At 72.7% G+C, this 24,140-nt stretch carries 20 protein-coding genes and 1 pseudogene; 7 read left to right on the top strand and 14 right to left on the bottom strand.

Going from position 1 to position 24,140, the window contains the following annotated elements; translation table 11 throughout:
* Nucleotides 1–82: 82 nt before the first annotated feature.
* The 3 genes and pseudogenes from NRO40_RS24315 to NRO40_RS24305 all read right to left on the bottom strand — a co-directional run bounded on the left by NRO40_RS24315 (nucleotide 83) and on the right by NRO40_RS24305 (nucleotide 8,315).
* Entirely contained in the window at nucleotides 83–415 is a 333-nt protein-coding gene (locus tag NRO40_RS24315; RefSeq protein ID WP_058940236.1) for a hypothetical protein, read from the bottom strand.
* 427 nt (nucleotides 416–842) lie between these two features.
* A pseudogene (locus NRO40_RS24310) lies at nucleotides 843–5,762 on the bottom strand (RHS repeat-associated core domain-containing protein); the annotation flags it as partial.
* A gap of 471 nt (nucleotides 5,763–6,233) precedes the next feature.
* Complete coding sequence (locus tag NRO40_RS24305) at nucleotides 6,234–8,315, bottom strand: N-acetylmuramoyl-L-alanine amidase (RefSeq protein ID WP_232790920.1); 2,082 nt, start codon at nucleotides 8,313–8,315, stop codon at nucleotides 6,234–6,236.
* A 724-nt stretch (nucleotides 8,316–9,039) separates the two neighbouring features.
* Between NRO40_RS24305 and NRO40_RS24300 the strand changes: the two genes are divergently transcribed.
* On the top strand, nucleotides 9,040–9,201 hold the full coding sequence (locus NRO40_RS24300; protein WP_232790921.1) for a hypothetical protein: 162 nt from the start codon (nucleotides 9,040–9,042) through the stop codon (nucleotides 9,199–9,201).
* A gap of 250 nt (nucleotides 9,202–9,451) precedes the next feature.
* Here the strand turns inward: NRO40_RS24300 and NRO40_RS24295 are convergent, their stop codons facing one another.
* Complete coding sequence (locus tag NRO40_RS24295) at nucleotides 9,452–10,567, bottom strand: AI-2E family transporter (RefSeq protein WP_058940237.1); 1,116 nt, start codon at nucleotides 10,565–10,567, stop codon at nucleotides 9,452–9,454.
* A 78-nt stretch (nucleotides 10,568–10,645) separates the two neighbouring features.
* Nucleotides 10,646–11,404 carry a class I SAM-dependent methyltransferase gene (locus NRO40_RS24290; RefSeq protein WP_058940238.1) on the bottom strand — a complete coding sequence of 253 codons (759 nt, stop codon included), beginning with the start codon at nucleotides 11,402–11,404 and terminating at the stop codon, nucleotides 10,646–10,648.
* Between the two features lie 969 nt (nucleotides 11,405–12,373).
* On the opposite strand from NRO40_RS24290, the gene NRO40_RS24285 reads away from it, so the two are divergent.
* Nucleotides 12,374–12,844, top strand: coding sequence for a PH domain-containing protein (locus NRO40_RS24285; protein WP_157901775.1), 471 nt, complete (start codon nucleotides 12,374–12,376; stop codon nucleotides 12,842–12,844).
* Nucleotides 12,845–13,025: 181 nt separating this feature from the next.
* On the opposite strand, the gene NRO40_RS24280 is transcribed toward NRO40_RS24285, so the two are convergent.
* Complete coding sequence (locus NRO40_RS24280; protein WP_058940240.1) at nucleotides 13,026–13,463, bottom strand: MerR family transcriptional regulator; 438 nt, start codon at nucleotides 13,461–13,463, stop codon at nucleotides 13,026–13,028.
* A 415-nt stretch (nucleotides 13,464–13,878) separates the two neighbouring features.
* Between NRO40_RS24280 and NRO40_RS24275 the strand changes: the two genes are divergently transcribed.
* A complete protein-coding gene (locus NRO40_RS24275; protein WP_058940274.1) occupies nucleotides 13,879–15,369 on the top strand; it encodes a SulP family inorganic anion transporter in 1,491 nt (496 codons plus the stop codon).
* 135 nt (nucleotides 15,370–15,504) lie between these two features.
* Here the strand turns inward: NRO40_RS24275 and NRO40_RS24270 are convergent, their stop codons facing one another.
* Nucleotides 15,505–15,984, bottom strand: coding sequence for an ATP-binding protein (locus NRO40_RS24270; protein ID WP_408057054.1), 480 nt, complete (start codon nucleotides 15,982–15,984; stop codon nucleotides 15,505–15,507).
* A 163-nt stretch (nucleotides 15,985–16,147) separates the two neighbouring features.
* Here NRO40_RS24270 and NRO40_RS24265 point away from each other — a divergent pair, with 163 nt between their 5' ends.
* The gene (locus tag NRO40_RS24265) at nucleotides 16,148–16,513 is read left to right on the top strand and encodes an STAS domain-containing protein (RefSeq protein ID WP_058940242.1); all 366 of its coding nucleotides are present in this window, start codon (nucleotides 16,148–16,150) and stop codon (nucleotides 16,511–16,513) included.
* Nucleotides 16,514–16,644: 131 nt separating this feature from the next.
* Here NRO40_RS24265 and NRO40_RS24260 read toward each other — a convergent pair whose 3' ends face one another.
* Entirely contained in the window at nucleotides 16,645–17,064 is a 420-nt protein-coding gene (locus tag NRO40_RS24260) for an SSI family serine proteinase inhibitor (RefSeq protein ID WP_232790922.1), read from the bottom strand.
* A 375-nt stretch (nucleotides 17,065–17,439) separates the two neighbouring features.
* Here NRO40_RS24260 and NRO40_RS24255 point away from each other — a divergent pair, with 375 nt between their 5' ends.
* Entirely contained in the window at nucleotides 17,440–18,567 is a 1,128-nt protein-coding gene (locus NRO40_RS24255) for a magnesium and cobalt transport protein CorA (protein WP_232790923.1), read from the top strand.
* A gap of 48 nt (nucleotides 18,568–18,615) precedes the next feature.
* On the opposite strand, the gene NRO40_RS24250 is transcribed toward NRO40_RS24255, so the two are convergent.
* Nucleotides 18,616–19,149 (bottom strand): SRPBCC family protein, encoded by a 534-nt coding sequence (locus NRO40_RS24250; RefSeq protein ID WP_058940244.1) that lies wholly within the window; start codon nucleotides 19,147–19,149, stop codon nucleotides 18,616–18,618.
* Nucleotides 19,150–19,212: 63 nt separating this feature from the next.
* On the opposite strand from NRO40_RS24250, the gene NRO40_RS24245 reads away from it, so the two are divergent.
* Nucleotides 19,213–19,794 carry a TetR/AcrR family transcriptional regulator gene (locus NRO40_RS24245; protein ID WP_058940245.1) on the top strand — a complete coding sequence of 194 codons (582 nt, stop codon included), beginning with the start codon at nucleotides 19,213–19,215 and terminating at the stop codon, nucleotides 19,792–19,794.
* 74 nt (nucleotides 19,795–19,868) lie between these two features.
* Here NRO40_RS24245 and NRO40_RS30625 read toward each other — a convergent pair whose 3' ends face one another.
* The 4 genes from NRO40_RS30625 to NRO40_RS24225 all read right to left on the bottom strand — a co-directional run bounded on the left by NRO40_RS30625 (nucleotide 19,869) and on the right by NRO40_RS24225 (nucleotide 22,244).
* Nucleotides 19,869–20,483 (bottom strand): helix-turn-helix domain-containing protein, encoded by a 615-nt coding sequence (locus tag NRO40_RS30625; protein ID WP_058940246.1) that lies wholly within the window; start codon nucleotides 20,481–20,483, stop codon nucleotides 19,869–19,871.
* A gap of 176 nt (nucleotides 20,484–20,659) precedes the next feature.
* The gene (locus NRO40_RS24235; protein WP_058940247.1) at nucleotides 20,660–21,016 is read right to left on the bottom strand and encodes a hypothetical protein; all 357 of its coding nucleotides are present in this window, start codon (nucleotides 21,014–21,016) and stop codon (nucleotides 20,660–20,662) included.
* Nucleotides 21,013–21,159 (bottom strand): hypothetical protein, encoded by a 147-nt coding sequence (locus NRO40_RS24230; protein ID WP_157901776.1) that lies wholly within the window; start codon nucleotides 21,157–21,159, stop codon nucleotides 21,013–21,015. Before NRO40_RS24230 ends, NRO40_RS24235 begins: the two co-directional genes overlap by 4 nt.
* A 152-nt stretch (nucleotides 21,160–21,311) precedes the next feature.
* Complete coding sequence (locus NRO40_RS24225; RefSeq protein WP_058940248.1) at nucleotides 21,312–22,244, bottom strand: ANTAR domain-containing protein; 933 nt, start codon at nucleotides 22,242–22,244, stop codon at nucleotides 21,312–21,314.
* A 379-nt stretch (nucleotides 22,245–22,623) separates the two neighbouring features.
* Between NRO40_RS24225 and NRO40_RS24220 the strand changes: the two genes are divergently transcribed.
* Nucleotides 22,624–23,064 (top strand): ATP-binding protein, encoded by a 441-nt coding sequence (locus NRO40_RS24220; RefSeq protein ID WP_079046760.1) that lies wholly within the window; start codon nucleotides 22,624–22,626, stop codon nucleotides 23,062–23,064.
* Between the two features lie 170 nt (nucleotides 23,065–23,234).
* On the opposite strand, the gene NRO40_RS24215 is transcribed toward NRO40_RS24220, so the two are convergent.
* Nucleotides 23,235–24,083, bottom strand: coding sequence for an RNA polymerase sigma factor SigF (locus NRO40_RS24215; RefSeq protein ID WP_058940249.1), 849 nt, complete (start codon nucleotides 24,081–24,083; stop codon nucleotides 23,235–23,237).
* Nucleotides 24,084–24,140 lie beyond the last annotated feature (57 nt).

The following is a 24,140-nucleotide window of genomic DNA, read 5'->3' as shown; positions in this document are numbered from 1 at the left end:
AGCCGGACCGTTGCCCCGCAGCAGTCGAAAGCCTGCCGTCGGACGGTGCGCGCCCCGCCCCTGCCCGCGGGGCGGACGGTGCTCAGGCGGTGGTGGTGTCGTCGCCGGGGGTGCGGCTGCGCCGGCGGTCCGCGAGGCTCGCCCGGACGAGCAGGGCGAAGGCGCCGCAGATCAACAGGGGACCCGCCACGACGCGCAGGACGAGCAGTTCGTCTCCCGGTACGCCCGCCAGGCCGAGGACGGCGGGCGTGATCGCGCCCACCCAGACGGTCAGGGCCGCGATGCCACGGGCCTTCGTGGACCGCGGGCCGGTCGGTCGTACCCAGCGCGGTGCCCAGCCGCGCAGTGACGCGACCGCGAGGGGGACCAGGGCGAGCGTCGCCGCGACGAGCCAAGCCCAGTGGAACGAGACCATGTGCCGTCTCTTTCTCTGTGAGTGCCGAGGGGGAGGGAGGGGAGCGGGGAAGGGAGGGGCCGTGCCCCCGGGGGTTTCCCCGCGGGGGCACGGCCGTCGATCAGCGCTGTCCGCCGGTGGTCACCGGTCAGCAGCGGCGGTCGTAGTAGTACGGGCCGCCGTAGGCGAGGCCCGGACCGTACCAGGTACCTCCGAGGCCCATGACGAAGCACCGCTTCTTGCTGTTCGCCTTGGCGGCCGCCTTCTGGGCGAAGCCGGAGAAGGCGGCGCCGACGAGGCCGATGCCGGCTCCGACGGGCCCGCCGAAGACTCCGACCGCGGCCCACAGGGGGCCCCAGTACCAGTGGGCGCTGCGGCCGAGCTTGGCCGTCCAGGACCGGTTGAACCGCATCTCGGCCTTGAAGTTGTAGGCGGTCGAACCGACCCAGGTCCGGTGCGTCCACGCACGGACGTAGGCGTGGCCCCAGGAGAAGTACCGCGTCTTGCTCTTGCTCCAGCGACCGTCGAGGTCCTCCCGGTTGATCGGGTCGGCATGGGAGTACTCGTAGGCGTTGTGGTTGCCGCCGTAGACCGGGTCGGCAGACAGGAAGCGGCCCGTCGACGGGTTATAGAGGCGCACGCCCATCAGCATGACGCCGGTCTGCGTCTCGGCGGACCGCAGGTGGCCACCGAGCCAGCCGTAGCGGGAGGCCGCCTGGCCCTCGCGGGCGTTGCCGTACTCGTCGGAGTCGAGCACGACGGGTGCCTGGCTGCTGTCCAGCGGCAGCTGGAGGGCGATGTCGCCGCGGACGGCGGTGAGCTGGAGGACGGTGTCGCCGGTCTTGCCGGTCGTGGCCGCGAACTGTCCGCCGGCGGTCGAGACGTTGCGGGTCACCGCGCCGGTGGCGGTGTCCTCGACGATCCAGCGGGGGCTGTCCCCGTCGTCGCCGTAGTGGTTGAGCTTGGACGCGGTCTGCGTCCAGGTGCTGCCGCTGCCGGTCTCCACCTTCCAGGAGCGGAAGCGCAGGGCGGCGTCCAGCTGCCAGGTCTGGCGCTTGCCGTTGACCGTCTGCTGGTGGGCGAGGTCGTTGGCGTAATAGCCGAACGTGCCGTTGCCCGGAGCGGCGGTGGTGCGGCCGAAGGCGTCGTAGGCGTAACCGGCGTCGACGAGGCGGTCGGCGCTGTCGTAGGTGTGGTTGGTGGTGCTGCCTCCCGTGGTGGGGCAGGCGCCGCCGGACGAGCCGGTGGCGGTGGTCAGCGAGGTGCGGTTGGTGCGCTTGTCGAAGCCGTACGTGCGGCGGGTGCAGACCTCGCCGACGCTGTCCTCGACGGTCGTCAGGCGGCCGGCCCCGTCGTAGCGGTACGACTGGGCGGACCAGCCCTGGTGGCTGATGACCTGGCCGTGGACCGACTTGGTGACCGTGTCCGAGAAGACGGTCGTGCCGTCGCTGTCGCGCGTGTAGACACGGGACGTGGCCGAGTCGACGCTGTCGTCGGTGACGGTGAGGGTGTATCCGCCCGGCAGCTGCTCCGTGGCGACGGCGCCGTCGGCGTCGTAGGTCGCGGAGAACGTACCGGCGACGGAGTCCGTGGTGGAGGTGGTCAGGCCGCGCGGTTCGGCGGTGTGGTCGTACGTGTAGGTGACGGTCGACGGCGCGGAGTCGGTGACCTTGACCGGGCGGTCGAGCTTGTCGTACTCGGTCGTGGTCACGCCGCCGTCGGCGTCGGTGTAGGAGACGAGGCGGCCGAGCTTGTCGTACGCCTTGGTGATCGTGCCCGCCGTCGGCGAGCTGACCTTCGTGACCTGGCCGGTGGCCGGGTCGTACTCGGTGGTGGTCTCCGGGACCGCCTGGCCGATACCGCCGGTGACCGTGACCGTGGTGGGTCGGCCCGCGGCGTCGAGCGTCAGCGTCGACGTGCGGGTGACGCCGTTGGCGGTCTCCGTGATCACGTTCGCCTGGCCGAAGACGCCGTACTGCCTCTCGGTGTCGGGCAGCTTGGCGGGGTTGGAGCCCCCGCCCGTGATGTCACCGGCCGGACCGGTCCAGCAGAGTTGGTCCGCCCACTCGGGACGGCCCTTGCACCAGCCGGTGCCGTCGGCGACCCAGTACTCGCTGATGCGGGCGGCCGCGTCGTTGCCCGTGGATCCGGGCAGCTGCTGCGAGACGACGCGACCCTGCGCGTCGTAGCCGGTCGAGGTGGTCAGGTTGAGGCCGCCCGAGTCCTGGATGCGCAGGGTGGGCAGGCCCTTGGCCCAGTCGTACTGGGTCTCGTTGACGCGCTTCTCGCCCATGACCGAGAAGTAGTCGCGGACGCGCGCGCCGGTGATCTCCAAGGTGACCTGGTCCGCCACCTTGGCGGTGCCGTCGGTGGGACGGCCCTCGTCGTACTCCTTCACCGTCCAGGGCCTCGCCGGCACGGAGGTGCCAGCGCCGACCAGCACGGTGGTGCCGTCCTTGAGGTCCTCGGTCAGGTCGACCCGGTGGATCGGGCCGAACTCCTCCAGGTCACGGGTACCGGTGGAGTTGTAGAGCCACACGGTCGACAGCTGCTCGGCTCGCTCGGCCGCGGAGCGACCGATGATGCCGAGGTCGGTCAGCGTCGTCCTCTGCGCCGCCGTGGTGCCGAGCGCGAGGGCCCGGTTGCCGGGAGTCAGTTCCCGGACCGTGTTGCCAAACCGGTCGTACTCGGTGGTCGAGATGTGCCCACCCGGCGTGGCGGTGTTCACCGAGCTGCCGGAGGCGTTGAGGTACGTGACCGTGGCCCGCCGGTAGTCGGCGGAGGTGAGGTTCGCACCCGAATGGGACGCGGGTACCGAGTCCGCCGGAAAGACGGCGGTGGCGTCGGTCGGCGCGTCCAGCTGGCCCCAGGCCGCCACGTCGGCGGGCCCCATGGCGTGGGGCGCCTTGGTGCCGGTGAGCGGGACGCCGTAGACGACGCTGGTGACCGCGTCACCCTCGGTGGTTCCGGTCGTACCCTGCTTCAGCGTGGGGCGGGATACCTTCAGCAGCATGCCGTCGACGGAGGCCGTACCGGCGCCCGCGTTGCCGTAGGTGAACGTGAACGGCAGCTGACCCTGCGGGTCCAGCCAGGTGACCCGGCCACCCCAGTAGGCGTACTGGGTCTGGCCGGCCTGGCTCAGGCGCGGGTCCCACTGCTGGCGCAGCAGACCGGTGGAGTCGTAGCGGTACTTCGACACGGCGGTGGCGGTGGAAGCGGCGGCCCCGGGCGTGGTGGCCCACAGGCGGATCTCGCTCACCTGGCCGGCGAAGTCACCGAACTCGGCGGTGGTGGCGGTGCCGGTGGCGGTGGTCGCCGTCGCGTAGACGAACTCCAGGACGCGGCAGCCCCTGGTGGACGGCGTGGTGTCGCAGGTCGCGGCCGTGACGGCCGACGTCGGGGCGATGATCCGCTTCGGGCGGGCCAGCGTCTTGCCGGCCACCGTCACGGTCTCCGAAACCACCTTGGTGGTGGTGTTGGACAGTCCGTCGTGGAGCGTGCCGGACACCTGCCAGGTCGTCGCGCCGGTCGGCTTGGCGAACGTGGTGACGGTGCCCGCGGTGTCGGACAGCGTGAACGAGCCGGCCGTGCTGCCCTTCAGGGTGAGGCTCTCCGCGCCGGGCTGGGAGATCCAGCCGGTCTTCGCCGCGTTCGCGGTGAAGTGCAGGGCGTCGCCCTCGGACATGACGACGGTCACGGCGGTGTCCGAGACCTTGCGCAGGTGGGCGTAGTCGGACTTGGTCACTTCCGCGACCGTGCCCGACACCCACTCCTTGCCGAAGATCGGTGCCTGGCCCTCCTGCCTGGCGCCCTTGTCCGGGACGCGCGAGGAGGCGGTGCGGGTCACCGTCATGCCGAAGAACGACGCGTCGGTCGCCGACAGGGTGAAGTCACCGTTGAGGAGGTTGAGGGTGCCCGGTCCCACGTCGGTGGTGGATGCGCTGTCCGCGTTGCGGTCCACGACGACGGTCAGCGGCAGGGTGCTGCTGCCCGCGGAGTTCGGCCCGGTGAAGTCGGCCTTGATCTCGACCGTGCCGTCGGGGTCGACCGTATCGGTGGCGTTCCACACCAGGGGGGCGTTCTTGCCGTTGACGAGCGGGACCGGCCAAGCGGTCAGCGCGGCCCCGGCGGAGGTCACGTGCCCGGCGGGGATCTGCACCCACCCGTCGGCGGCGGAACGGCGCCACGAGAAGGACACCTTGTCGTACTTCGCGCCGTCCGCTTCGGCGACGAGCGGGAGCCGGCGCGCGGTGTGGTCACCCACGGACGGCTGGGCGAATCCGCCGGGGCCAGCGTGGAAGACGTACTCCCGCGGTTCGGACTTGTTGTCCGCCTTGTCCACGGACCGCACCTGGAGGGTGTGCGTGCCGTTCTTGGGCGGGGTGACGCCGATGGCCCTGGTGGCACTGGAGCCGCCGGTCGCGACCTTGGTCCAGGACACGCCGTCCAGCGACCACTCGAGCCAGTGGTGGTCGGCCGCGGGCGGAGTGACCGTGAAGGTGCCGGCCTGCCCCTCGCCCTTGACCCACTGACCGGTGGGGTAGTCGGTCGAGACGATGCTCGCCGGAGCGGAGGGCGCGGCGGTGTCGACCGTGAAGGCCTTCCACTCCGACCAGCCGGCGTTGTAGTGCGTGCCGTCGTAGGGCGACGTGCGGAACCTGTAGGTCTTGCCGTTGGTGAGGACCCCGGCGGGGACGGTTACCGAAGCGGCCTGCCCCGAGGCGACCCACGGGGAGACGAGGACGTCACCGACCTGGGTGTTGGTGGCGTCGTCGAAGATCTGGAAGGTGCCGTTGACCTTGTCGCCGTCCGCGTCGACGAACGTGTCGCGGAGCGTCGGCGTCGCGGTGTTGACCACGTAGGCGCCGCCGTAGGAGAAGAACGGCGGGCCGGCCTCCTGCTTGGTGCCCGTCTTCGGCCGGAAGTTGTAGTTCACCACCAGCTTCGGCGGGTTGGTGGCCGCGTTGGCGGAGTTGACGCGCTTCCACTGGGTGACGAGCGTCTCGCTTGTGGCCCGCAGGCCCATGTGGCCGCGGGTCGCCTTGGCGGACGCCCACTCCTGCACCAGCGTCTTCACGTCGGCGTTGATCCAGCCGTCGGGCTGCGTCGTGCACGAGGTGTTGCCGCGGGTCTCGGTGGAGGTGGCCTTCTTGGCGGTCATCGCCGGGCGGTTCGTCCAACGGCTGGACGTGGACGCCGCGCCGGCGGACCAGACCTCCCAGGGTTCGGCCTTGCAGTCCGGCACGTTGCCCGAGTGGAAGTTCCACAGGCTCAGTTTGGCGTTGAGGACCACCGCGTCGCGCAGCGGCGTGGTGTCCCAGGAGAGGAAGGATTGCGCGGTGCGCGGCGTGCCGTCGGCGTTCTTCGTGCGACAGTGCCGGACAGGCGCGCGGCCACACGGGCGGAGGGCAGGTCCGCCGCCTGCGTGGCAGCCGCCTTCTTCGGCGCCGCGGGGACCTGCTTCGCCACGGCCGTCACGGGGAGCGCGCCGTCGAGCAGGGTAACGGCCAGGGCCAGGGTGAGCGTGCTCGCTATGAGGCGAACTCTCCCCTCGGGCCTGGAACGTCCACGCCTTGGTGACGTGGGCAGATGAACCGTCATAGTTCCTCGGTCTCTTGCATACGGATGCACCACACATGTGGAGTAGCCGTGAAGCTACACGTGACCGAAAGAGGCGTAAGCAGCGAACCCGAGCAAATGGATCTTGAACTGTTCCCGATGGTTGCGTGATTTACGTCACACAGGCGTGTCCGTCTTGACATGAAAGGGCCCCTGGGGACGGGTGTGCGACCCGCCCCGCAGGGGCCCTGTGTTCGGAGGAACTACCGTGTGCAGGCGCTCACTTGAGGTAGACGAGGCCGTCGGTGGTGACAGCGGGGCGTCCCGCGGTGCCGACGACGACGACCTTGACGGTGTGCTTGCCGCTGGTGGCCCAGGTCTTGGTCCAGATGGCGTCGCGGTACTTGGTGGTGGCCGACTTCAGGTCGACGGTGGCCGCCTTGACGCCGTCGACGTATACGTACGCCTGACCGGAGGTGGCGGCGCGGGAGACGACCCAGGCGGCGGAGCGGCCGGTGAAGGTCCAGGTCAGGCTGGCGTTCTTGGTGGAGGAGGCCAGGGACTTGCCACCGAGGTAGCTGGTGGAGGACTTGGCCGTCCAGGTGCCGGACCTGGTCGCGGAGGTCTCCTGGAGGATGACGGGGGTGGCGGCGGTGGCGGCCGTGGCGGTGTTGCCGGCCCGGTCGTGGGCGGTCATGCTCCAGGTCGTGGCCGCACCGGACTTGGCCGTGTGGGTGGCGGAGTACACCGTCGGGCCGTAGGTCCTGGCGACGGGACTGGTCAGCCGCACTTCCTTCAGCGAGGTGCTGTCGGTGGCCTTCCAGCTCAAGGTGACCGGTACGGCGGTGGTGTTCACGGTGCCGGCGCGCAGGGCGAGGGTGGGCTTGGTGGTGAAGACGGGCGCGGTCGTCTCGGCGACCACGGTCGCGGCGGTGGTCGTGGTGGTGCGGTCCGACTGGTGGACGGCCCGGACCTGGACCTTGTGGGTGCCGGGCGTGAGGGTGGCCGTCGCGGAGGTCGCCGAGCCGGCGGTGGTGGTGGCGACCTTGCCATCGACCAGCAGCTCGTAACCCTTGACCAGGGCGGCCGGCGTGGTGGACGACCAGTTCACGGTGACAGTCGACTTCGTGTGGTACGTCGTGCCCGACAGGCCCGCACCGGTGATGGACTTCACCGCGAGCCCGGCCACGGGGCCGGCGGCCCAGGAGCGCAGGGTGGGCAGCTGGCCGTAGAAGGCGTCGCCTGGGCACTGGGTGTTGTAGCCGTCGCGGTGGCCGTGGATCACCGGGAACGAGACCTGGGCGCCCTTTGTCCAGGTCCGCCCGTAGTAGCTGCGCCCGCCGTCACCTGCGGTGAGCGTGGTCGTGCCGACCGGGTCGACGCCGTACTGGCCCAGCTTCCACGCCGCGATACGCGCCACCGAGGTCATCGCGGCCTGCGAGGGGACGGTATCGGTGTAGGTGCCCAGGACGGAGATGCCGGTCGTCTCGGCGTTGAAGCCGTAGGCGTGCGCGCCCTGGACGGGCTGGTCCACTCCGCCCTTGCGGCCCTCGTAGACGGTGCCGCACTTGTCGACGAGGAAGTTGTAGCCGAGGTCCTTCCAGCCCAGCTGCTTGACGTGGTACGCGTAGATGCCGCGCACCACCGCGGGCGCCTGCTCGCACGTGTAGGTGTTGGACTCGGCGGTGTGGTGCACCACCACCGCCTTCACCTTCCCGCCCGGCAGGTACCCGGGGGCCTCGGGGCTGATCGACTCGTCCGCGCCCCAGCTCGCCCGGGGTGTGATCGGCGGGCGCGGCACCGTGGACGGCGGCGCCGGCGGCACGCTCACCGTCGTACTCGTACTCGGACTCGGGCTCGCCGGCGGGGTGGACGGCACGGAGGCCGTCGGCGAGGGCGGGGCGCTCGTCGTGGGCTCGCCGGTCGGCGGCTCACTGACGGGAGGGGTGGTGACCGGCTCCTCGGTGGGCGTCACCGAGACCACCGGGTCGGGCCCCGGCTCGCTCTCCACCGGTCCGGGCGTCGACTCGGCCGGTGTGGGCTCCGCTGTCTCCTCCACGGCGAACGCCGCCGGGGCCATCGCGGACGCGGTGCCCGTCTTCGGGTCCACCATGTCCAGCCGCAGCCCGGCCGGCAGCCGGTCCGACACCGTCCCGCCCGCCCGCAGACGCACCTCGACACCGTCCGACGGCCCCACCCACGCCGGTTCCGTACCGCCGCGGGCAGCGCCGTCCTCGCCCTGGCCGCTGTCCCCGTCCAGCCGCAGCCACGACGACCACCGTCCCGACCCCGCCTCGCGGGTGCGGACCTCGACCGTGCCGGCGACGCGCGCCGACGGTTCTGTCCACGTCACGCCCAGCATGCTGAACGGCCGGGTCCCTTCCTCCTTCAGGGCAGCCGAACGACCGTCAGGACTCGCCGCGATCGGCTCCGTCCGCGCCTCCGCCACGACAGGACGGGGCTTGCCGTTCCCCGCTTCCGTGGCTGTCGGTTCGGGGCCCGTGACCCCCTGGAGCACCAGAACACCGGTGACACCCGCCACGGCCGTAGCCGCCGCCAGCACTATTCGACGCCGCTTCACGCAGCCCCACCCCTCACGTCCGAACCACGAACAGCCGCGCGTGCCGCAAGCCCCCGCGTCTCTATGCGCACGAAGGCTACACACATGTGTGCGATGACCGATCTCCCGCTTGCCCGCCGGGCGCAGGACGACCGGCCCCGGGGAGAGCCGGAGACGGACCGCACGGCGGGATCGACAGCGGGGCGGGGCTCGGAGAATCGGCGGGCGAGGGGCGGGGCCCGGGGTCGGCGGCAGCGGGCCCTTCCGGCGCCTTCGCCGCTGCCGGCGTCGAGCACGCCGCCGGTGAGGTTCCACCGAACGCGGTCGAGGAGTTCAGCCATCCCGGAGCGGCCAAGATCCTCGCGGAAAGGGGTTCCGCCTGGAAAAGGGTGACGGGCACGTCCTGCTCGCACAGTGCGACAGCGGACCCGGCCTTCTGGAGGTCCTGTCACGTGGCCGGAAGGACAGGACCTGCTTCCGTGTAACGGGCAACGGGGGCTACCGGACGCTTGAGCTGCCGGCCGTCATGGGTGTCAAGGGCAACGACTACAACACCGAGGTGACCACAACCGTCGACGACGAGGAGAACTCGTTCGACATCGCGAAGAACGCCTGGACGAATGTCGGCGAGGCCGCCGATCCCAGCGGTCGCGACCACGTGCTCGTCGAGATCGTCGCCACCCGGTAGGGCGGACCACCCCTCGGGGGGTCCCGTCGTTCCCACGCGCGGCGGTCGCGCACCGGCCGCAGCACGGGGGATCACCGCGAAACGGCTCGGGGGCAGCGTGTTCACCGACGGCGTGAACCGTCGCAGGGTCGTGGCGCGGCTCGCCGGGCCGCCTCGGCACTCGTGCGGCCCTGGCGGACCGCGGCGGGGAGAAGCGGGTGGGCACGGCTGCCCGGCTCCTTGAGTGGACCCGCCGCGGTCCGACCCGGCGTTACGACGGTACGGCCGTCGTGGGGTCCTGTTCGTCGGTGTCCGGTTCCTGCGGCGGGGTGCTCAGCTGCTCGCGCAGGTAGTTCCAGACCACCGCGATCAGCGCGGCCGCCGGTACCGCGAGGAGGCTGCCCACGATCCCGGCCAGGCTGCCGCCCAGCGTGACGGCGAGGAGGACCACCGCCGCGTGGAGGCCGAGCCCGCGGCTCTGGATCATGGGCTGGAACACGTTGCCCTCCAGCTGCTGCACGACGACGATGATCGCCAGCACGAGCAGCGCGTCCGTCAGACCGTTCGAGACCAGCGCGATGAGCACCGCGACCAGGCCGGCGAAGAGGGCGCCCACGATCGGCACGAACGCGGATACGAAGGTCAGCACCGCCAGCGGGAGCACCAGCGGGACGTCGAGGATCCACAGGCCGACGCCGATGAGGACGGCGTCGATCAGACCGACGAACGCCTGGGACCGTACGAACGCGCCGAGGGTCTCCCAACTGCGCGCGGCCACGGTCGGGACGTCCGTGGCCAGCCGGCCGGGGAGCTGGCGGGTCAGCCAGGGCAGGAACCTCGGGCCGTCCTTGAGGAAGAAGAACATGAGGAAGACCGCCAGGACGGCGGTCACCACACCGTTGATCACGGTGCTCACTCCGGTGACCACCGCCGTGACCATGCTGCCGATGCTGTTCTGGATGCGGGCGACGGCCGTGTCGAAGGCACCGGTGATCTGGGCGTCGCCGATGTTCAGCGGCGGCCCCGCGGCCCACTCCCGCACCCTCTGGATGCCCGCGACCACGCCGTCGGCCAGCTCCCCGGACTGCGAGGCCACCGGCACCGCGATGAGCGCCACGATGCCCGCGGCCACGAGCAGGAACACCACGGTGACCACCGACGCGGCCAACGCCGGGGGCCAGCCGTGCCGGCGGAGGAAGCGAGCCAGGGGCCAGGTCAGGGTGGTCAGGATCAGGCCCACGATGAGGGGCCAGACCACCGACCACATACGCCCCAGCAGCCACAGGGCCGCCGAGACTGCCACGAGAACCAGCAGCAGTTCGGCGGAGGCGCGTGCCGAGGTGCGCAGCGCGGCGGCGGTTTTCGTGGAACTCAGCGAAGCAGGCATACAAGCACCCTATGGGCACTCCCGCCGAGGCCCGTCACCGCTGCCGGTGGAGACGGTCGAGACGCTCGCCGTCGGCCGTCAGGCGCGGCAGCGGAGCATGGCCAGTGGCGGGTTGGCGACGAAGTCCGCCCAGAAGTCCGCGCCGTACTCGCGGACGCCCTCGTCGGACACCTCCAACGGCACCCAGGTCACCTCGCCGAAACCGGCGGCCCGCAGACACTCCTCGAAGACCTCGCGGCGCGGGCAGGCGGCGACGAAGCGGATCGGCGGGTCGAGCAGCGCCGTGACCCGGACCTGCGGCCCGGTCCCGGTCTCCTCCCCGGTCCCGGTCTCCTCCCCGGTCGGCTCGCAGCGGAAGCCGTACTTGTCCAACGGGGGGCCGTCGAAGCGGTAGTCGGGCGCCATGGCGAACACGAAGAACTCGGCGCCGGGCACCAGGCTCCGGTGCACGGTGCGGCACATGCGCTCCATGGCGGCGACGTCCTGCGCGTAGCCGAACAGCTGGACCGCCGTGGCGACGTCGAAGCGCCGGTCGAGAGGCGGCAGTTCGGACACGTCGCCCACCTCGTAGCGCACACCCAGCGGGTCGCGCTCCTCCAGCGCCCGCGCCGCGGCGACCATCTCTGAGGAGATGTCGATCCCGAGCACCTCCGAGGCGCCGCGCCGCTTGAACTCCCTGCTGTAGAAGCCGGTGCCGGAGGCCAGGTCCAGGACCGACTTGCCGCGCACGTCCCCGACCAGGGCCAGGAAACCGGGCACCTCCGCGTAGTGCGCCAGCGGCAGGGACTTGAAGCCCTCGAACGCCTCACCGATCTCGTCGTACTGCTGCACACTCACCGTGCCGTCCTCCCCTGTCGGGTCACGCCACGGCTCCGGCCCCTGCCTCGAGGGCCCGCCGCGGCCTCGTGCCTCTCGCGAGGAGTCTCCCGGCAGGCGGACGGACCGCCGTACTGGCGGAAGGCACGAAGACGCCGGCCCCGTCCCGGCCACTCGCACGGGCCTGGGAACTCGGCCTTCGACGCGCCGGGTGGACGCCGCGCTCGGCCGAGGGTCAGCCGAGAGTCGCGAGCAGGGCGTTGCACACACCGGATACGACGCCGACATCACGCGGGCGATGCGGCGGGTCGGGCGTGCGCCATGGTGCGCAAGGGGTACGCCGACGAGTGCGAGGGGCCCGCGGACATGCCCGAGCACTGCCGCGTCTGCCCACCGTTCGGGAAGCCGTGGACGGCACGGGGGGACGGGTGACATCGGCAAGGGCGGACAGACACCCGCGGGCCTGTCGCCCCCTCGCCCCGGGGCGCACGGGCGGTGCGGTGGGCGGGCGTCCCGTCTATGATCGGCGCCGGTGAGCCGGGAAGTCTGGTCGGCGTTCGTCCCGCCGACCCCTGGAGCCGTCACGTGCACACCTCCCCGACGCCCGACCTGCCCCCGGCGGAGCCGGCGGCACCGGCCTCCCGCCCCTCGATCGCGGAAGGTCCACCCGCCCCGGCGCCGGCGCCCACCACCCCCGCCCCGGGCGCGGACGCCGGCACTGACCCGGGACCGGCTGTCGACCCAGGCACGGACCCGGGACCGGACCGGGGTCCGGCGGCCGACGGGGACACGGCCCCGGAGGCCGGCACGGGCGCCGACACAGGCGCGGGGAGCAGACCGAGCGGTCAGGCGCGCCGGGTCGAGGCGCGACGTGCCAGGCGGGAGCGGGTCGCGCTGCTCGCCGCGTCGGCGGTCGCTCCGTCCGCGCCGGTGCGGTGGGGCGCGGGATGGGGCGGCAGGGTGTGCGGTGCCGCCGTGCTCGTGGCGTACGTGGCATCGGTGCACCGGCCGGTGGGCGCGGGCCTGTCCCGTCCCGAAGCGGGGGCGTTCCTCTTCGCCGTGTGGACGTCACTGGTTCTGGCGTGGGTCGTCTGCCGCCTCGCCATGTGGCGGGTCACCGCCGACCGGGACGGGATCCACGTGCGGCGCATGTGGTCCACCCATGTCCTGGCCTGGCCGGTGGTCGGCCGGGTCGAGCTGCGCCACGACGGGCTGCTGGAGATCTTCGGCCCGCGGGGTTCCACCCTGGCCGGGACGTTCGCGCCGCCTTGGCTCTCGCGCCTCACCCGGCGGGACTGCGCGGGCCGGCGGGCCGCCGACCTCCTGACCGCCATGTCCCTGCACCCGCACCTGCGCCCCGCAGGTCAGGTGTCACGCCGCTCGGGACGTGCGGGTTTCGCCCGGTGGGCGGTCCCCCTGGCCGTGCTCGTCCACGCCGCTCCGCTCCTCCTGCGGGCCTGAACCCACCCGGTCGACGCCCACCCCGCCGGGACGCCGCACGCCCGCACGTACCCCGGTCAGGGAACAAGGGTCAGGGACAGGGGTCAGGGACGGGCGGCATGGGTTCCGGGAGCTTGACGGGCACGCGTGCGGACGGCCGGGCGCTCTCGGGCCGGGTCTCTCGGACCGGGCGGGCCCGGTTTCAAGACGACGGGGCGGGCACCGTTTCGGACGTCGGGGCGGGCAGGGTCTCGGGCAGACGGGCGCGGAGCGTGGCGGCGAACTCCTCCGCGCGGGCGAGCTGGACGCGCAGCTTCTCCACCTGCCCCGCCGCCGTCTGCTCGTACGCGCGTACGCGCTCCAGGAGCGCCTCGCGCTCGTCCGGGCCCGGCCCGTCACCCGCGTCGAGGCGGTCGGTGGCGTCGAGCAGGTCGCGCATCTGGTCCAGGGTGAAGCCGAGCGGCTTCATCCGGCGGATGACCATGAGACGGGCGACGTCACCCTCGGTGTAGAGGCGGAAGCCGCCCTGGGAGCGGGCGGAGGGGACGACGAGGCCGGTCTCCTCGTAGTGGCGGATGGTCCGCAGGGACAGCCCGGTGCGCGCGGCGACCTCGCCGATCTGCATGTGCTTGCCGTCCACGCGCCTGTGTCCTGGCCTTTCCGTCACGGCGGTACGGCCCGTGCGGGCCCGCCGATGTCTACTCTAACGTTAGGGTAGAGTTGCTGGTGGTGAAGCGGTGTACCGGTGCTTCGCCGTTGCCGTGTCGGGGCCGCCGCCGCCCCCGGCGAAGTCCCGATTCTTGCAGGAGAGACGCGTGCGCGAGCCCAGGACGCTCGGCGCCGCCGCCTGCCCGCCGTGACACCTCGTTCCCCGACGTGAGCCCCGGCGCCGTCGCGCCCGCCGCTCCGCCCCCTGATCTTCCGGCGCCGCACCGGCGGGGCCGTTCGCGGGGTGCCGCCCGGTACCTCCGCGTCCTTCCCCACACCCCCGGGCCCGCCACGGGGAATGTGCCCGAGCACGACAGGTTCCTGATCCCTTGCCCTTCACCACCACCGTGTCCCCGGCCGCGCGCCTGCGCGGCCTGAAGCCCGACTGGCTGTCCGACCCCAAGGTCTGGCGCACCGAGATCCTCGCGGGGCTCGTCGTGGCGCTCGCGCTGATCCCCGAGTCGATCTCGTTCTCGATCATCGCCGGCGTCGACCCGACGGTCGGGCTGTTCGCCTCGTTCACCATGGCCGTGACCATCGCGGTCGTCGGCGGGCGCCGCGCGATGATCTCCGCCGCCACCGGTGCCGTCGCCCTCGTCATCGCGCCGCTCAACCGCGAGCACGGCCTGGGATACCTGATCGCCGCCGTCATCCTGGCCGGTCTCCTCCAGGTCGTCCTGGGCGCCCTCGGAGTGGCGAGGCTCATGCGCTTCATCCCCCGCTCCGTGATGGTCGGCTTCGTCAACGCCCTGGCCATCCTCGTGTTCATGGCGCAGGTCCCCGAGATGCGGAACGTCCCCTGGGCCGTGTACCCGCTGATCATCGGCGGACTGGCGCTGATGGTGCTCTTCCCGAGGGTCACCACCGTGGTCCCGGCCCCGCTGGTGTCCATCGTGATCCTGACCGCGATCACCGTCGGGGCGGCCATCGCGGTGCCCACCGTGGGCGACAAGGGCGCGCTGCCGTCGTCCCTGCCGGTACCGGGCCTGCCCGACGTGCCGTTCACCCTCGACACCCTGACGACGATCGCCCCCTACGCGTTCGCCATGGCGCTGGTCGGCCTCATGGAGTCGCTGATGACCGCCAAGCTCGTCGACGACATCACGGACACGCACTCCGACAAGACCCGTGAGTCCGTCGGTCAGGGCATCGCCAACATCGTCACCGGCTTCTTCGGCGGCATGGGCGGCTGCGCCATGATCGGCCAAACGATGATCAACGTGAAGGTGGCCGGCGCCCGCACCCGCGTCTCGACCTTCCTGGCGGGGGCCTTCCTGATGGTGCTGTGCATCGTCTTCGGCCCCCTGGTCTCGGACATCCCCATGGCCGCCCTGGTCGCCGTCATGATCATGGTGTCGTTCGCCACCTTCGACTGGCATTCCGTCGCCCCGAGGACGCTGAAGCGGATGCCCGCCGGCGAGATCGCCGTCATGGTGATCACCGTCGCCTGTGTCGTGGCGACCCACAACCTCGCCGTCGGCGTCATCGTCGGCTCCGTCACCGCCATGGTCGTCTTCGCCCGGCGCGTCGCCCACTTCACCGAGGTCACGGCCGTCGTCGACCCCGACGGGACCACGGTCGTCTACCGGGTCACCGGCGAGCTGTTCTTCGCCTCCTCCGACGACCTCGTCGGGCAGTTCGACTACGCGGGCGACCCGGAGAGGGTCGTCATCGACCTGAGCGCGGCCCACGTCTGGGACGCCTCCTCCGTCGCCGCCCTGGACGCCGTCGAGACGAAGTACGCGCGGCACGGCAAGAGCGTCGAGATCACCGGTCTGAACGACCCCAGCGCCCACCTGCACGGCAAGCTCACCGGCGGGCTCGCGGCCGGCCACTGACCGGCCCCGCCACCGACACGGGCGCGGGCCCCGTCCCACGGCCGTCTCCCGCGCTCGTGCGGGCGTCCGGGCCGGGGTCCGCCGGCCGGGGTCTGCCGGCAGCGCCGTATGACGTGCCGCCCGGCCGGGGGGCGGCTACTGCGGCCGGCGGCCGGTGGGGGCGTCGCCGGGGTCGTCGGGCAGCGCGATACGGGCGGTGACGCGCTTGCCGACCGGCTCGCGCTGGACTTCGAAGCCGTGGGCGACGGCCATCACGATCTCCAGGCCGTGCTGGCCGACCCGGCCGGGGTCGGCCGCCCGCGCCACCGGCAGGACCGGGTCGCTGTCCCACACGACGACCTCCACCGAGACGCCGACGAGGCGCAGCTCCATCAGGACCGGACCGGGCGCGTACTTGCGGGCGTTGGTGACGAGCTCGCTGACGACCAGCTGGGTGAGGTCCATCGCGCGGGCCGACACGGGCAGCCCGTACTCCCCCTGGACCCGGGCGAGGAAGTCCGCCGCCCGGTGGCGCGCCTCGGCGATGCACGAGCCGTCGCCGTCGAGCGCGACGACATCCTGGAGGGGGGCGGGCTTCACGCCCCCGCCGTCTGGTGCCGATTCCACTGGATCCACCGCTGTTCCCCCGTTCACGCTTGCGCGCATACCCGCGATGACGGCTCGTATGCACCCGCGCGTTGCCGAGTCGTCGACCACATGGTGCACGCTCGTCCCCTGTGAGAGGCTACCGGTGCACATGATCATCCGATCCGGCCCAGCGAGAGCAGCAGAGGAACCCGTGAAGGACACCGATGAGGCAGTGCGGCCCGGCCCGCTGTCGATCCGCACGGACTGCGTCGACGGCATCCGGGTCGTCACCGTGCACGGCGAGATCGACCACACCTCCCGCGACACCCTCCACCGGGCGTTGACCCCCGCCCCGGACGGCGGTCGGCCGCGTACGGTGATCGACCTCGGCGGCGTGTCCTTCATGGACTCCAGCGGCGTCAACGTCCTGATCGCCGCCCACCAGAGCGCCACCGGCGCCGACGGCTGGCTGCGCCTCGCCGACCCCCAGGAGTCGGTACTGCGCCTCGTGCGGCTGGTCGGCCTCGACACCGTCATCCCCTGCCACCCCACCCTCCAGCAGGCCCTGCGCGGCTGACCGGCGGCGGCGCTCCCCCGCGCGGGCGTGGCGCACACCCCGCCCCCACAGCACCGCGGCGCGCGTCCACCCCGGGCCCGTGGAGGGCCGGGGTGGACGCGCGCCGCGGAGTGGGGCGTCCGGAGCAGCGATCAGAACGCGAACACCGGGTTGCCGTTGAGGGTCGCCGCCATGACGCACGCGTTGGAGAACGTGTGCTTCCAGGAGACGCGCTGACCCTGCCAGACACCGTCGACGGCGGCGGTGACGGGGTCGTAGTGCATGGGGCAGAACCGGTTCGGGTCCGGGGTGGCGAGGAGCGCGTCGAGGTTCCCGGTGGTGGCGGCGAGGGCGGCGCAGGCGGCCTTGGGGTCGGGGTGCGTCCCCTTGACGGTCGGCGCGCAGCTGAGGGTCGCGGCCTTCGTGACGGTGGCGCCGTACTCGCCCTGGGTGACGGTGAGGACGACCGCGGAGGGACCGGCCGAGGTGGCGGGCCGGGCCGTAGCGACACCGGTGGCGCCGGTCAGGGCCAGGAGGGTGGCGGCGGAGACGGCGGCGATGCGAAGACGCACGACAGAACTCTCTTTCGATGTGAAGGCCAGCTGCGGAAGTTGTCTACGTTGTGTCGACCACGTGCCGCCGACTCTGTCTGATGTGAAGGTCGAGCGCACATCCATCACCGATTTACAGACATCTCGTTCGATTATCGGTGACCGAACGGTCGTTCTGGCAGCTCAGGCGGGTGTGCGGGCCGCCCGCTCACGGAGCGGGGCGGGGTTGCACCCCTGGGTGACGGGGCCGGGGCGGGGCGCTGACCTGGTGCCGGCCGCTCCCGGTTCACCGAACGTCCACCAAAGCTGACCGGATAGTGACGTCCACCCTGCCGCTCCGGCCCGCCCGTGCATGAAACCGGCGCGCCGAAGCATGCGGAGAGGATGGAATGCGTGATGTACGAGGAAAGGTCCGGCCGTTCGGACACCGTGGAGTGCGGGCTGGAGGAAGAGGCCTGCCATCAGGTCCTCAAGCGGCTGCGCGACCTAGGCGAGGGCGAGTTCGGCTGGGTGCGCCTCGTCGACCCGGCGGAGGCCGATGTGGTCCAGCTGGCGGAGGGGCTGGGCCTGCACCCCCTCGCGGTCGAGGACGCCGTCCAGGCGCAACAGCGCCCCAAGCGGGAGCGGTTCGGCGACGTGCTGGCCGTCGCGCTCAAGACGCTGTGGTACCTGGAGGACGAGACAGCGGTCGAGACCGGGGAGATGATGCTCTTCGTCGGCCCCCGCTACGTCCTGACCGTGCGGCACGGCCCCGTCGACCCGGCCGCCGAGGCCGCCCGGCGGCTCGCGGCGAACCCGGGCATGCTCCGCTTCGGCCCGCTGTCCGTCCTGCACGCCGTCCTCGACGTGGTCGTGGACGCCTACAGCGACTCCGCCGAGAAGGTACGCACCGCGCTGACCACGCTGGAGGACTCCGTCTTCTCCACGACCCGCGTGGACCACACCCAGGCGATCTACTCCCTCAAGCGGGAGGTACGCGAGTTCCGCGACGCGGTCCAGCCCCTCGTCCCGGTCCTCCAGGGACTCCTCAGCGACCCGCGCCAGGACGACTGGGAGAGCCAGGACGGCCAGTGGAGCCAGGACGGGCAGGAGGGACAGGAGGGACAGGAGGGGCGCAACGGACAGGAGGGGCAGTACGGGCAGGACGCACGGGAGTGGCGGGACGGGCCGGACGGACGGGACCCGCGGGCCCACCACCTGCCGAAGGCGCTGCCGTACTTCCGTGACGTCGCGGACCACCTGAACCGCACCGACACCGAGGTCCGCTCGCTCGACGAACTGCTCAACTCGGTCCTCGACGCCCAGCAGGCGCGCGTGGGGACCTGGCAGAACGACGACATGCGCCGCATCTCCGCCTGGGCGGCGATCTTCGCGATCCCCACGATGGTCGCCGGCGTCTACGGCATGAACTTCGAGCACATGCCCGAACTCGGCTGGAGCTACGGCTACCCCCTCGCCCTGGCCCTGATGGCCCTGGCGTCCGGAGCCCTCTACCGCGCCTTCCGCCGCAACGGCTGGCTCTAGCGGGTACGTCGGCGCGACCCCGGCCACGGGCGGAGCCGCGCCGCGACCTCACGCGCCGGCGGGGGCGTGGGGCCTCGGGTGGCGGCTCCGGACGGCGCGGGCGCCCAGGGCCTGGAGGAGGCGGACGTACGGTGACCAGCGTGCCGGGCGGGCCACGCCACCCGTGCAGGCGAGTTCAGCACGGTCGAAGGCGTCCTCCAGGCAGGCGTCGTGCAACGGGCGGAAGGCCAGGGGCCAGGTGATCCGCGCCCAGCCGCCGGTGGTCATGGTCAGGGTGTGGTGCAACCGGGTACGGCCCGGCCCGGCGGGCAGGACGGCGAGCTCGTGGAAGCCGCGGAAGCCGCGCGGCCGGGTGAACTCGAAGCGGATCCAGCGCCCGGGGACGTACCCGGTCACCGTGTACCCCACCGGCCAGTGGCCGCCCACGGCGCCGGGCCCCAACGGGCGGTCGAACTCCATCGGCGACCAGTCGCGGCCCGGCCACAGGAGGTCGCCCTCCCCGCTCGCGAGGGTGTCGATCACTGCGCCGACCTCGTCCTCCGTGGCGGCCAACAGGCGTTCGTGCACGTTGTGGACGCCCATGCGCCCTCCCCTCAACCCTATTGGAGACATCCCTCCAATAAATCAGAGGCTACTCTCTTATTCATGGCGAGACCACCCCGCTTCGACATCGACCAGCTCCTCGACGCCGCCGTCCGCCTCGCCGCCACCGGCGGACCGCCCGCCGTGACCATGTCGGCGGTCGCCCACGCCGTCGGCGCCCCCAGCGGCTCGATGTACCACCGCTTCACCGGGCGCCCGGCCCTCCTGGCCGAGGTGTGGCTGCGGACCGTCGAACGCTTCCAGGCCGGCTACCACGCCGTCCTCGCCGGCGAGAGCGACCCCCACCGGGCGGCGCGCGCGGCCGCCCGGCACGTGGTGGGCTGGAGCCGCGGGAACCCGGACGAGGCCGCCCTCCTCCTCTACGGCGCCGCCGACTTCGGCCGCGACGACTGGTCCGAGGAGCACACCCGACGCGCCGACCTTGGCAACGAGCGGGTGTACGCCTCCCTGACGGCCCTCGCCGAGACCCTCGGCGCCACGGACGCGCGGGGCCGCGACCGCGTCGCCCTGGCCCTGGTCGACCTGCCGCTGTCCCTGGTCCGCCGCTACCTGCGCGCCGGCGAACCCCTCCCCCCGCACGCCGAGGACCTCACCGAGGAGTGCGCGGTCGCCCTGCTGACGTGACGTCACCGGCCGCCGCGCCGCGTGGGCACGCGCCCCGCCGGCAGGCGTCCGTCCCCCCGGTGGGACGCGCGTTCCTACCGCGCGTCCCACCGGGGTGGGGGCGGGGCGGTCAGGAGGTGGTCCAGGGCCGTACCGCGCTCCGTGGGGTGCAGGCGGACCTGCTTGCCCCGGCGTTCCCGCAGGAGGAGCCCGGCCGCCTCCAGGTGCCGGCAGTGGTACGTCGCGGTGCTGATCCCGACGTGGAGGTGGTGGGCGAGCTCGGTGACCGTCGGCCTGCCGGGCAGGTTCCTCAGGATCTCCGCGCGGACGGGGCCGAGGACCAGTGACAGCCCGTCGGCGCCGGCCCCGTCGCCCTTCCCGGGCCGGCCCCCCGCGATGCGGCCCAGGCCGGGCACGGCGTAGCCGATCCAGAGGACGTCGTCGCGGTCGGCTCCGTACATGCTCGCCGTGTACCCGGAGGCCAGGGACACCAGGACGAGCGGCCGGCGGCCGAGGTCGGCGAGCTCCCGGGGGCACGCGTGGGGCAGCCGGAGGACGCCGTCCTCGTAGCGCACCCCGCAGTCGAGGCTGGTGAGGAGTCCGTCGAGGCCGCCGGTCACGGCGGCCAGACCGATCCGTTCCACCTCGCGACCGATCAGCACGTCCGCCCGGCGCCACAGCGGGGCCTTCCCGTACCTCCCGACGCGCACCGCCGCTGGGGGTCACTGGGCCCGTAGCCGTCCGCTCCGCGGCGGACGGTGCCGCGCGGCGGGCGTCGCTGACAGACCGTCGGTCTTCCTGCTCCCACCGGCCACGCGCCGCTCACCTGGGGCGATGCAGCCGCCGGAGGGGGCGCGGAAGGCGTGTCCCGGTGGGGAAGCTCAGCTCACCGGGTGAGGAGCCAGGTGGTCGTGCACAGCGTCGCGGAGGTGACGAGGGAGGCGACGCCGAGGCACAGGAGGCGATGTCGCAGTCGGGTGTAGCGGGCGGTGTACTCGGCCCGCAGTGCGACGCAGTGGTCGGCGACCGTCCGCAGGGCCTCCTGGGACAGCCCGACGCGCTCCTCGGCGTAGAGGCGGGCGACCTCCTCGTGCTGGGCGGTGGTGAGCCACGGCATGCGGCGGGCGAACGCCTCGCCCCCCTCGCGGGCCTCGCGCAGTTCCGCCTGGGCGAGGAGGTAGCCCTCGACGCGGTTGATGCCCGCCGCCACCTCGTGGCCGGCCACCCGGGTGGCCCGCGTCACCGACGCTCCCCGCGGCGCCGCGCGATGGACGTCCCGTGCCCGGGCTCGATGCGGTCCCGGCGCCCGCCCGTCTCCGCCGACCGGAGCGCGTCGCTGGTCACGAGGACGGAGGGCTTCGTGGTCATGGTGACGGTCGTCGTCATGCGGGACCTCGTCCGGGGTGGTCGGCGGCGGGCGGCGGGCGCGAGTGGGCACGTGCGTTGCTCTGTCGCACCTTGGCAAACGCGACGGCCGATCGCGTGCCACGACGTCACCGATGGGGCCGTTCGGGGGGAGTGGCGTCCGGGCGGGGGTGTCACTCGGCGGGTGACCGGCCCGGCGTCATCCTCGCCCCCTCCGTGCCGCCGGCCCTGCCGGTCCCGCCCGTGCTGCCCGTGCTGCCCGTGCTGCCCGTGCCGCCGGCCCTGCCGGTCCCACCCGTGCCGCCCGTGCTGCCCGTGCCGCCGGTCCCGCTGTCCGCCGTGCGGTGGACCATGGCGGCGGCCACGTCGCGGAGCTTGACGTTCGTGTGCTGCGACAGGGACACCAGGATCCGGAAGGCTTCGTCCGGGCCGACGCGCCGCTCGGCCATCACGGCGCCGACCGCCTGGTCGATCGTGGCACGGGATCGCAGCGCCGTCCTCAGCTGCGCGTTCTCCCTCTCCAGCGCCGCGAGCCTCCCGTGGTCCGCGGCCGGGCCGCCCGGAGGTCCGGCGCCGCGGGCCGGGCAGCCGGTGACGTCCTCGATCTGCACCAGCAGCCCGGTCACGGTCCCGTCGCCGTCGAGCAGGGCGCTGCTGCGGAAGGTCCAGTACCGCTCGGCGCGGCCGGTGGGACCGTCGGCGGACGGCACGCACACCCGCTGAGGAGGCGTCACATCCGCGCGCCGCAGACGCAGGACGCGGCGCAGGGAGGCGCCGAGCACGGCCGGTACGCTCCCGCCGCGCCCCGGCCGGTCGCGGTCGCGGTCGCGGTCGCGGTCGCGGTCGGGACGGTCGCCGCCGGGACCGTGGCGTACGCCGTCGATCGGGGCGTCGGGTGGCGCGTCGGTGGAGGTGTCTGACGCAGCGTCGGGCAGCACGTCCAAGAGGCTCCGGCCGACCAGCTCGTCACGTTCGCGACCCGCCGCCCGCACATACGCCGGGTTGACGTCCAGGACGGTCGACACCGGGCTCAGGAGCACCATGGGTGACCGGGCGGCGAGGAAGACGCGTTCGTAGTCGGCCTGACGCGGCGTGGTCCGACGCACGGCACAGCCCCGCACGCGACGTCCTTTCTGGCGGCGAGTTGGCGACGACCTGCTCCGCATGCCCCGGCTCGCGCCGGTGACACACCGGCGTGCGCGCGGTCACCGGGGTCGGACACGCCCCCGATGTGGAGTCGGGCGCGTGCCGGAGGGGGATGCTCAGACGGCGACGTGTACGGGATGCCCGGGCGCCGAACCGTCCGGCCGCCCGCCGTGCCGAGGGGGCGGCACGGCGGGTGGTACGGCGGGGGCGCACCGCCGTGCACGGCGCCTTCGAAGCCGTTGCCCGGCCATTCTCGCCCGTACAGCCGACATGCGTGCGCGCGGAAGGGGAAGCCGGTACGGACCTTCAGTTCCGCACCCAGGAGAGGGGAGAGGGGAAATGCCCGCCGAACGCGACGGCGCGGACGAGGAAGCCGGCATGCTGAACACCCTGAGCATCGAGCAGACCTGGCAGTTCGACGGGGCGCTCGGCGACGTGGCGGAGGCCCGTCAGGGGGCCGCCGCCTTCCTCCACGGCCTGGAACGCCTCCAGGCTCCGCGGGCCCCGGACGCTCTGGACGACGTACTGCTGGTGGTCACCGAACTCGCCCTGAACGCCTTCACCTTCGCCCCCGGACCGTTCACGCTCCAGCTGCGCGCCGTTGCCGACAGTGTGCACGTGGCGGTCACCGACACCAATCCGGCCGTGCCGCGGCCCCGGCCTTTCGACCTGGAGGGGCGCGGTGGCATCGGCTGGCACCTGATCGGCGCGCTCGCCGAGCAGACCGTCACCGTGCCCGGCCCGGAGGGGAAGACGGTGCACGTCTTCCTCCCCTGGTGAACAGCCGGGCCGACACCCGGACGGAGGCGACCGCAGACCGCCCCGGCGGGCGCCCGGCAGGCGTCCCGGTGGGGGCGGTCACGGTACGGTCGGCGCCGTGGACTCCGGCAGCCACCGGCTCCGGCGGGGAGCCCGGTCGTGGACTCCCCGGGCCGGGCCGGGGCGGTGGCTCAGTTCGTCGCCAGCATGCCCTTGCGCAGCTTCGCCAGGGTCCGCGACAGCAGGCGCGAGACGTGCATCTGGGAGCAGCCGAGCTGCTCGCCGATCTGCGACTGGGTGAGCTCCTCGACGAAGCGCAGGTGCAGGATGCGCCGCTCGCGCTCGTCGAGGTCGGCGACCAGGGGGGCGAGGCTGTGGAAGTCCTCGACCAGCTCCATGGCGTGGTCCTCGACGCCGATGAAGTCGGCGAGAGCCGCCTCGCCGTCCTCGCCGTCGCCGGTGACGGCCGCGTCCAGGGAGCTGGAGTTGTAGGCGTTGGAGGCGAGCCGCGCCTCGATGACCTCGTCCTCCGTGAGGCTCATCAGCTCCGCGAGCTCCTTGACCGTCGGGGTGCGGCCGAGCCGGCTGCGCAGCTCCTCGGTGGCGCGGGCCAGCTCGACGCGCGCCTCCTGGAGGCGGCGCGGCACGTGGACGGCCCACGACGTGTCGCGGAAGAACCGCTTGATCTCGCCCATGATGTAGGGGACGGCGAAGGTGGTGAACTCCACCTCACGGGAGATCTCGAACCGGTCGATGGCCTTGATCAGGCCGATCATGCCGACCTGGACGATGTCCTCCATCTCGTCCGCGCCCCGGCTGCGGAAGCGGCCGGCCGCGTACCGGACGAGCGACATGTTCATCTCGATCAGGGTGTTGCGGACGTCCTGGTACTCGTGGGTGCCCTCCTCCAGGGAGGCCAGGCGGTCCAGGAAGAGCCGGGTCATCGCCCGGGCGTCCTTCGGGGCGACGCTCTTGGGGTCAGCCGGCTTCCGCAGCTCGGCAATGTGCTCCGTCTTCGTACCGGCCAGAACCGCGGTCATGCCTGCATCCCTCCCTGGGTGGTCGCCCTCGTGCGTCTGTGAGGGCCTGTGGGCCGC

The organism is Streptomyces changanensis, assembly GCF_024600715.1.
GTDB classification, from domain to species: domain Bacteria; phylum Actinomycetota; class Actinomycetes; order Streptomycetales; family Streptomycetaceae; genus Streptomyces; species Streptomyces changanensis.
The sequence above is the reverse complement of the archived record's forward strand: the minus strand, read 5'-3'. Positions and strand labels throughout refer to the sequence as shown.

Bases quoted from the DNA above. Each gene is read 5' to 3' on its own strand.
- NRO40_RS24315 (WP_058940236.1), bottom strand. From the start codon at position 415: ATGGTCTCGTTCCACTGGGCTTGGCTCGTCGCGGCGACGCTCGCCCTG.
- NRO40_RS24305 (WP_232790920.1), bottom strand. From the start codon at position 8,315: ATGCTGGGCGTGACGTGGACAGAACCGTCGGCGCGCGTCGCCGGCACG.
- NRO40_RS24300 (WP_232790921.1), top strand. From the start codon at position 9,040: ATGGGTGTCAAGGGCAACGACTACAACACCGAGGTGACCACAACCGTC.
- NRO40_RS24295 (WP_058940237.1), bottom strand. From the start codon at position 10,567: ATGCCTGCTTCGCTGAGTTCCACGAAAACCGCCGCCGCGCTGCGCACC.
- NRO40_RS24255 (WP_232790923.1), top strand. From the start codon at position 17,440: ATGTACGAGGAAAGGTCCGGCCGTTCGGACACCGTGGAGTGCGGGCTG.
- NRO40_RS24250 (WP_058940244.1), bottom strand. From the start codon at position 19,149: ATGGGCGTCCACAACGTGCACGAACGCCTGTTGGCCGCCACGGAGGAC.
- NRO40_RS24245 (WP_058940245.1), top strand. From the start codon at position 19,213: ATGGCGAGACCACCCCGCTTCGACATCGACCAGCTCCTCGACGCCGCC.
- NRO40_RS24230 (WP_157901776.1), bottom strand. From the start codon at position 21,159: ATGACGACGACCGTCACCATGACCACGAAGCCCTCCGTCCTCGTGACC.
- NRO40_RS24220 (WP_079046760.1), top strand. From the start codon at position 22,624: ATGCCCGCCGAACGCGACGGCGCGGACGAGGAAGCCGGCATGCTGAAC.
- NRO40_RS24215 (WP_058940249.1), bottom strand. From the start codon at position 24,083: ATGACCGCGGTTCTGGCCGGTACGAAGACGGAGCACATTGCCGAGCTG.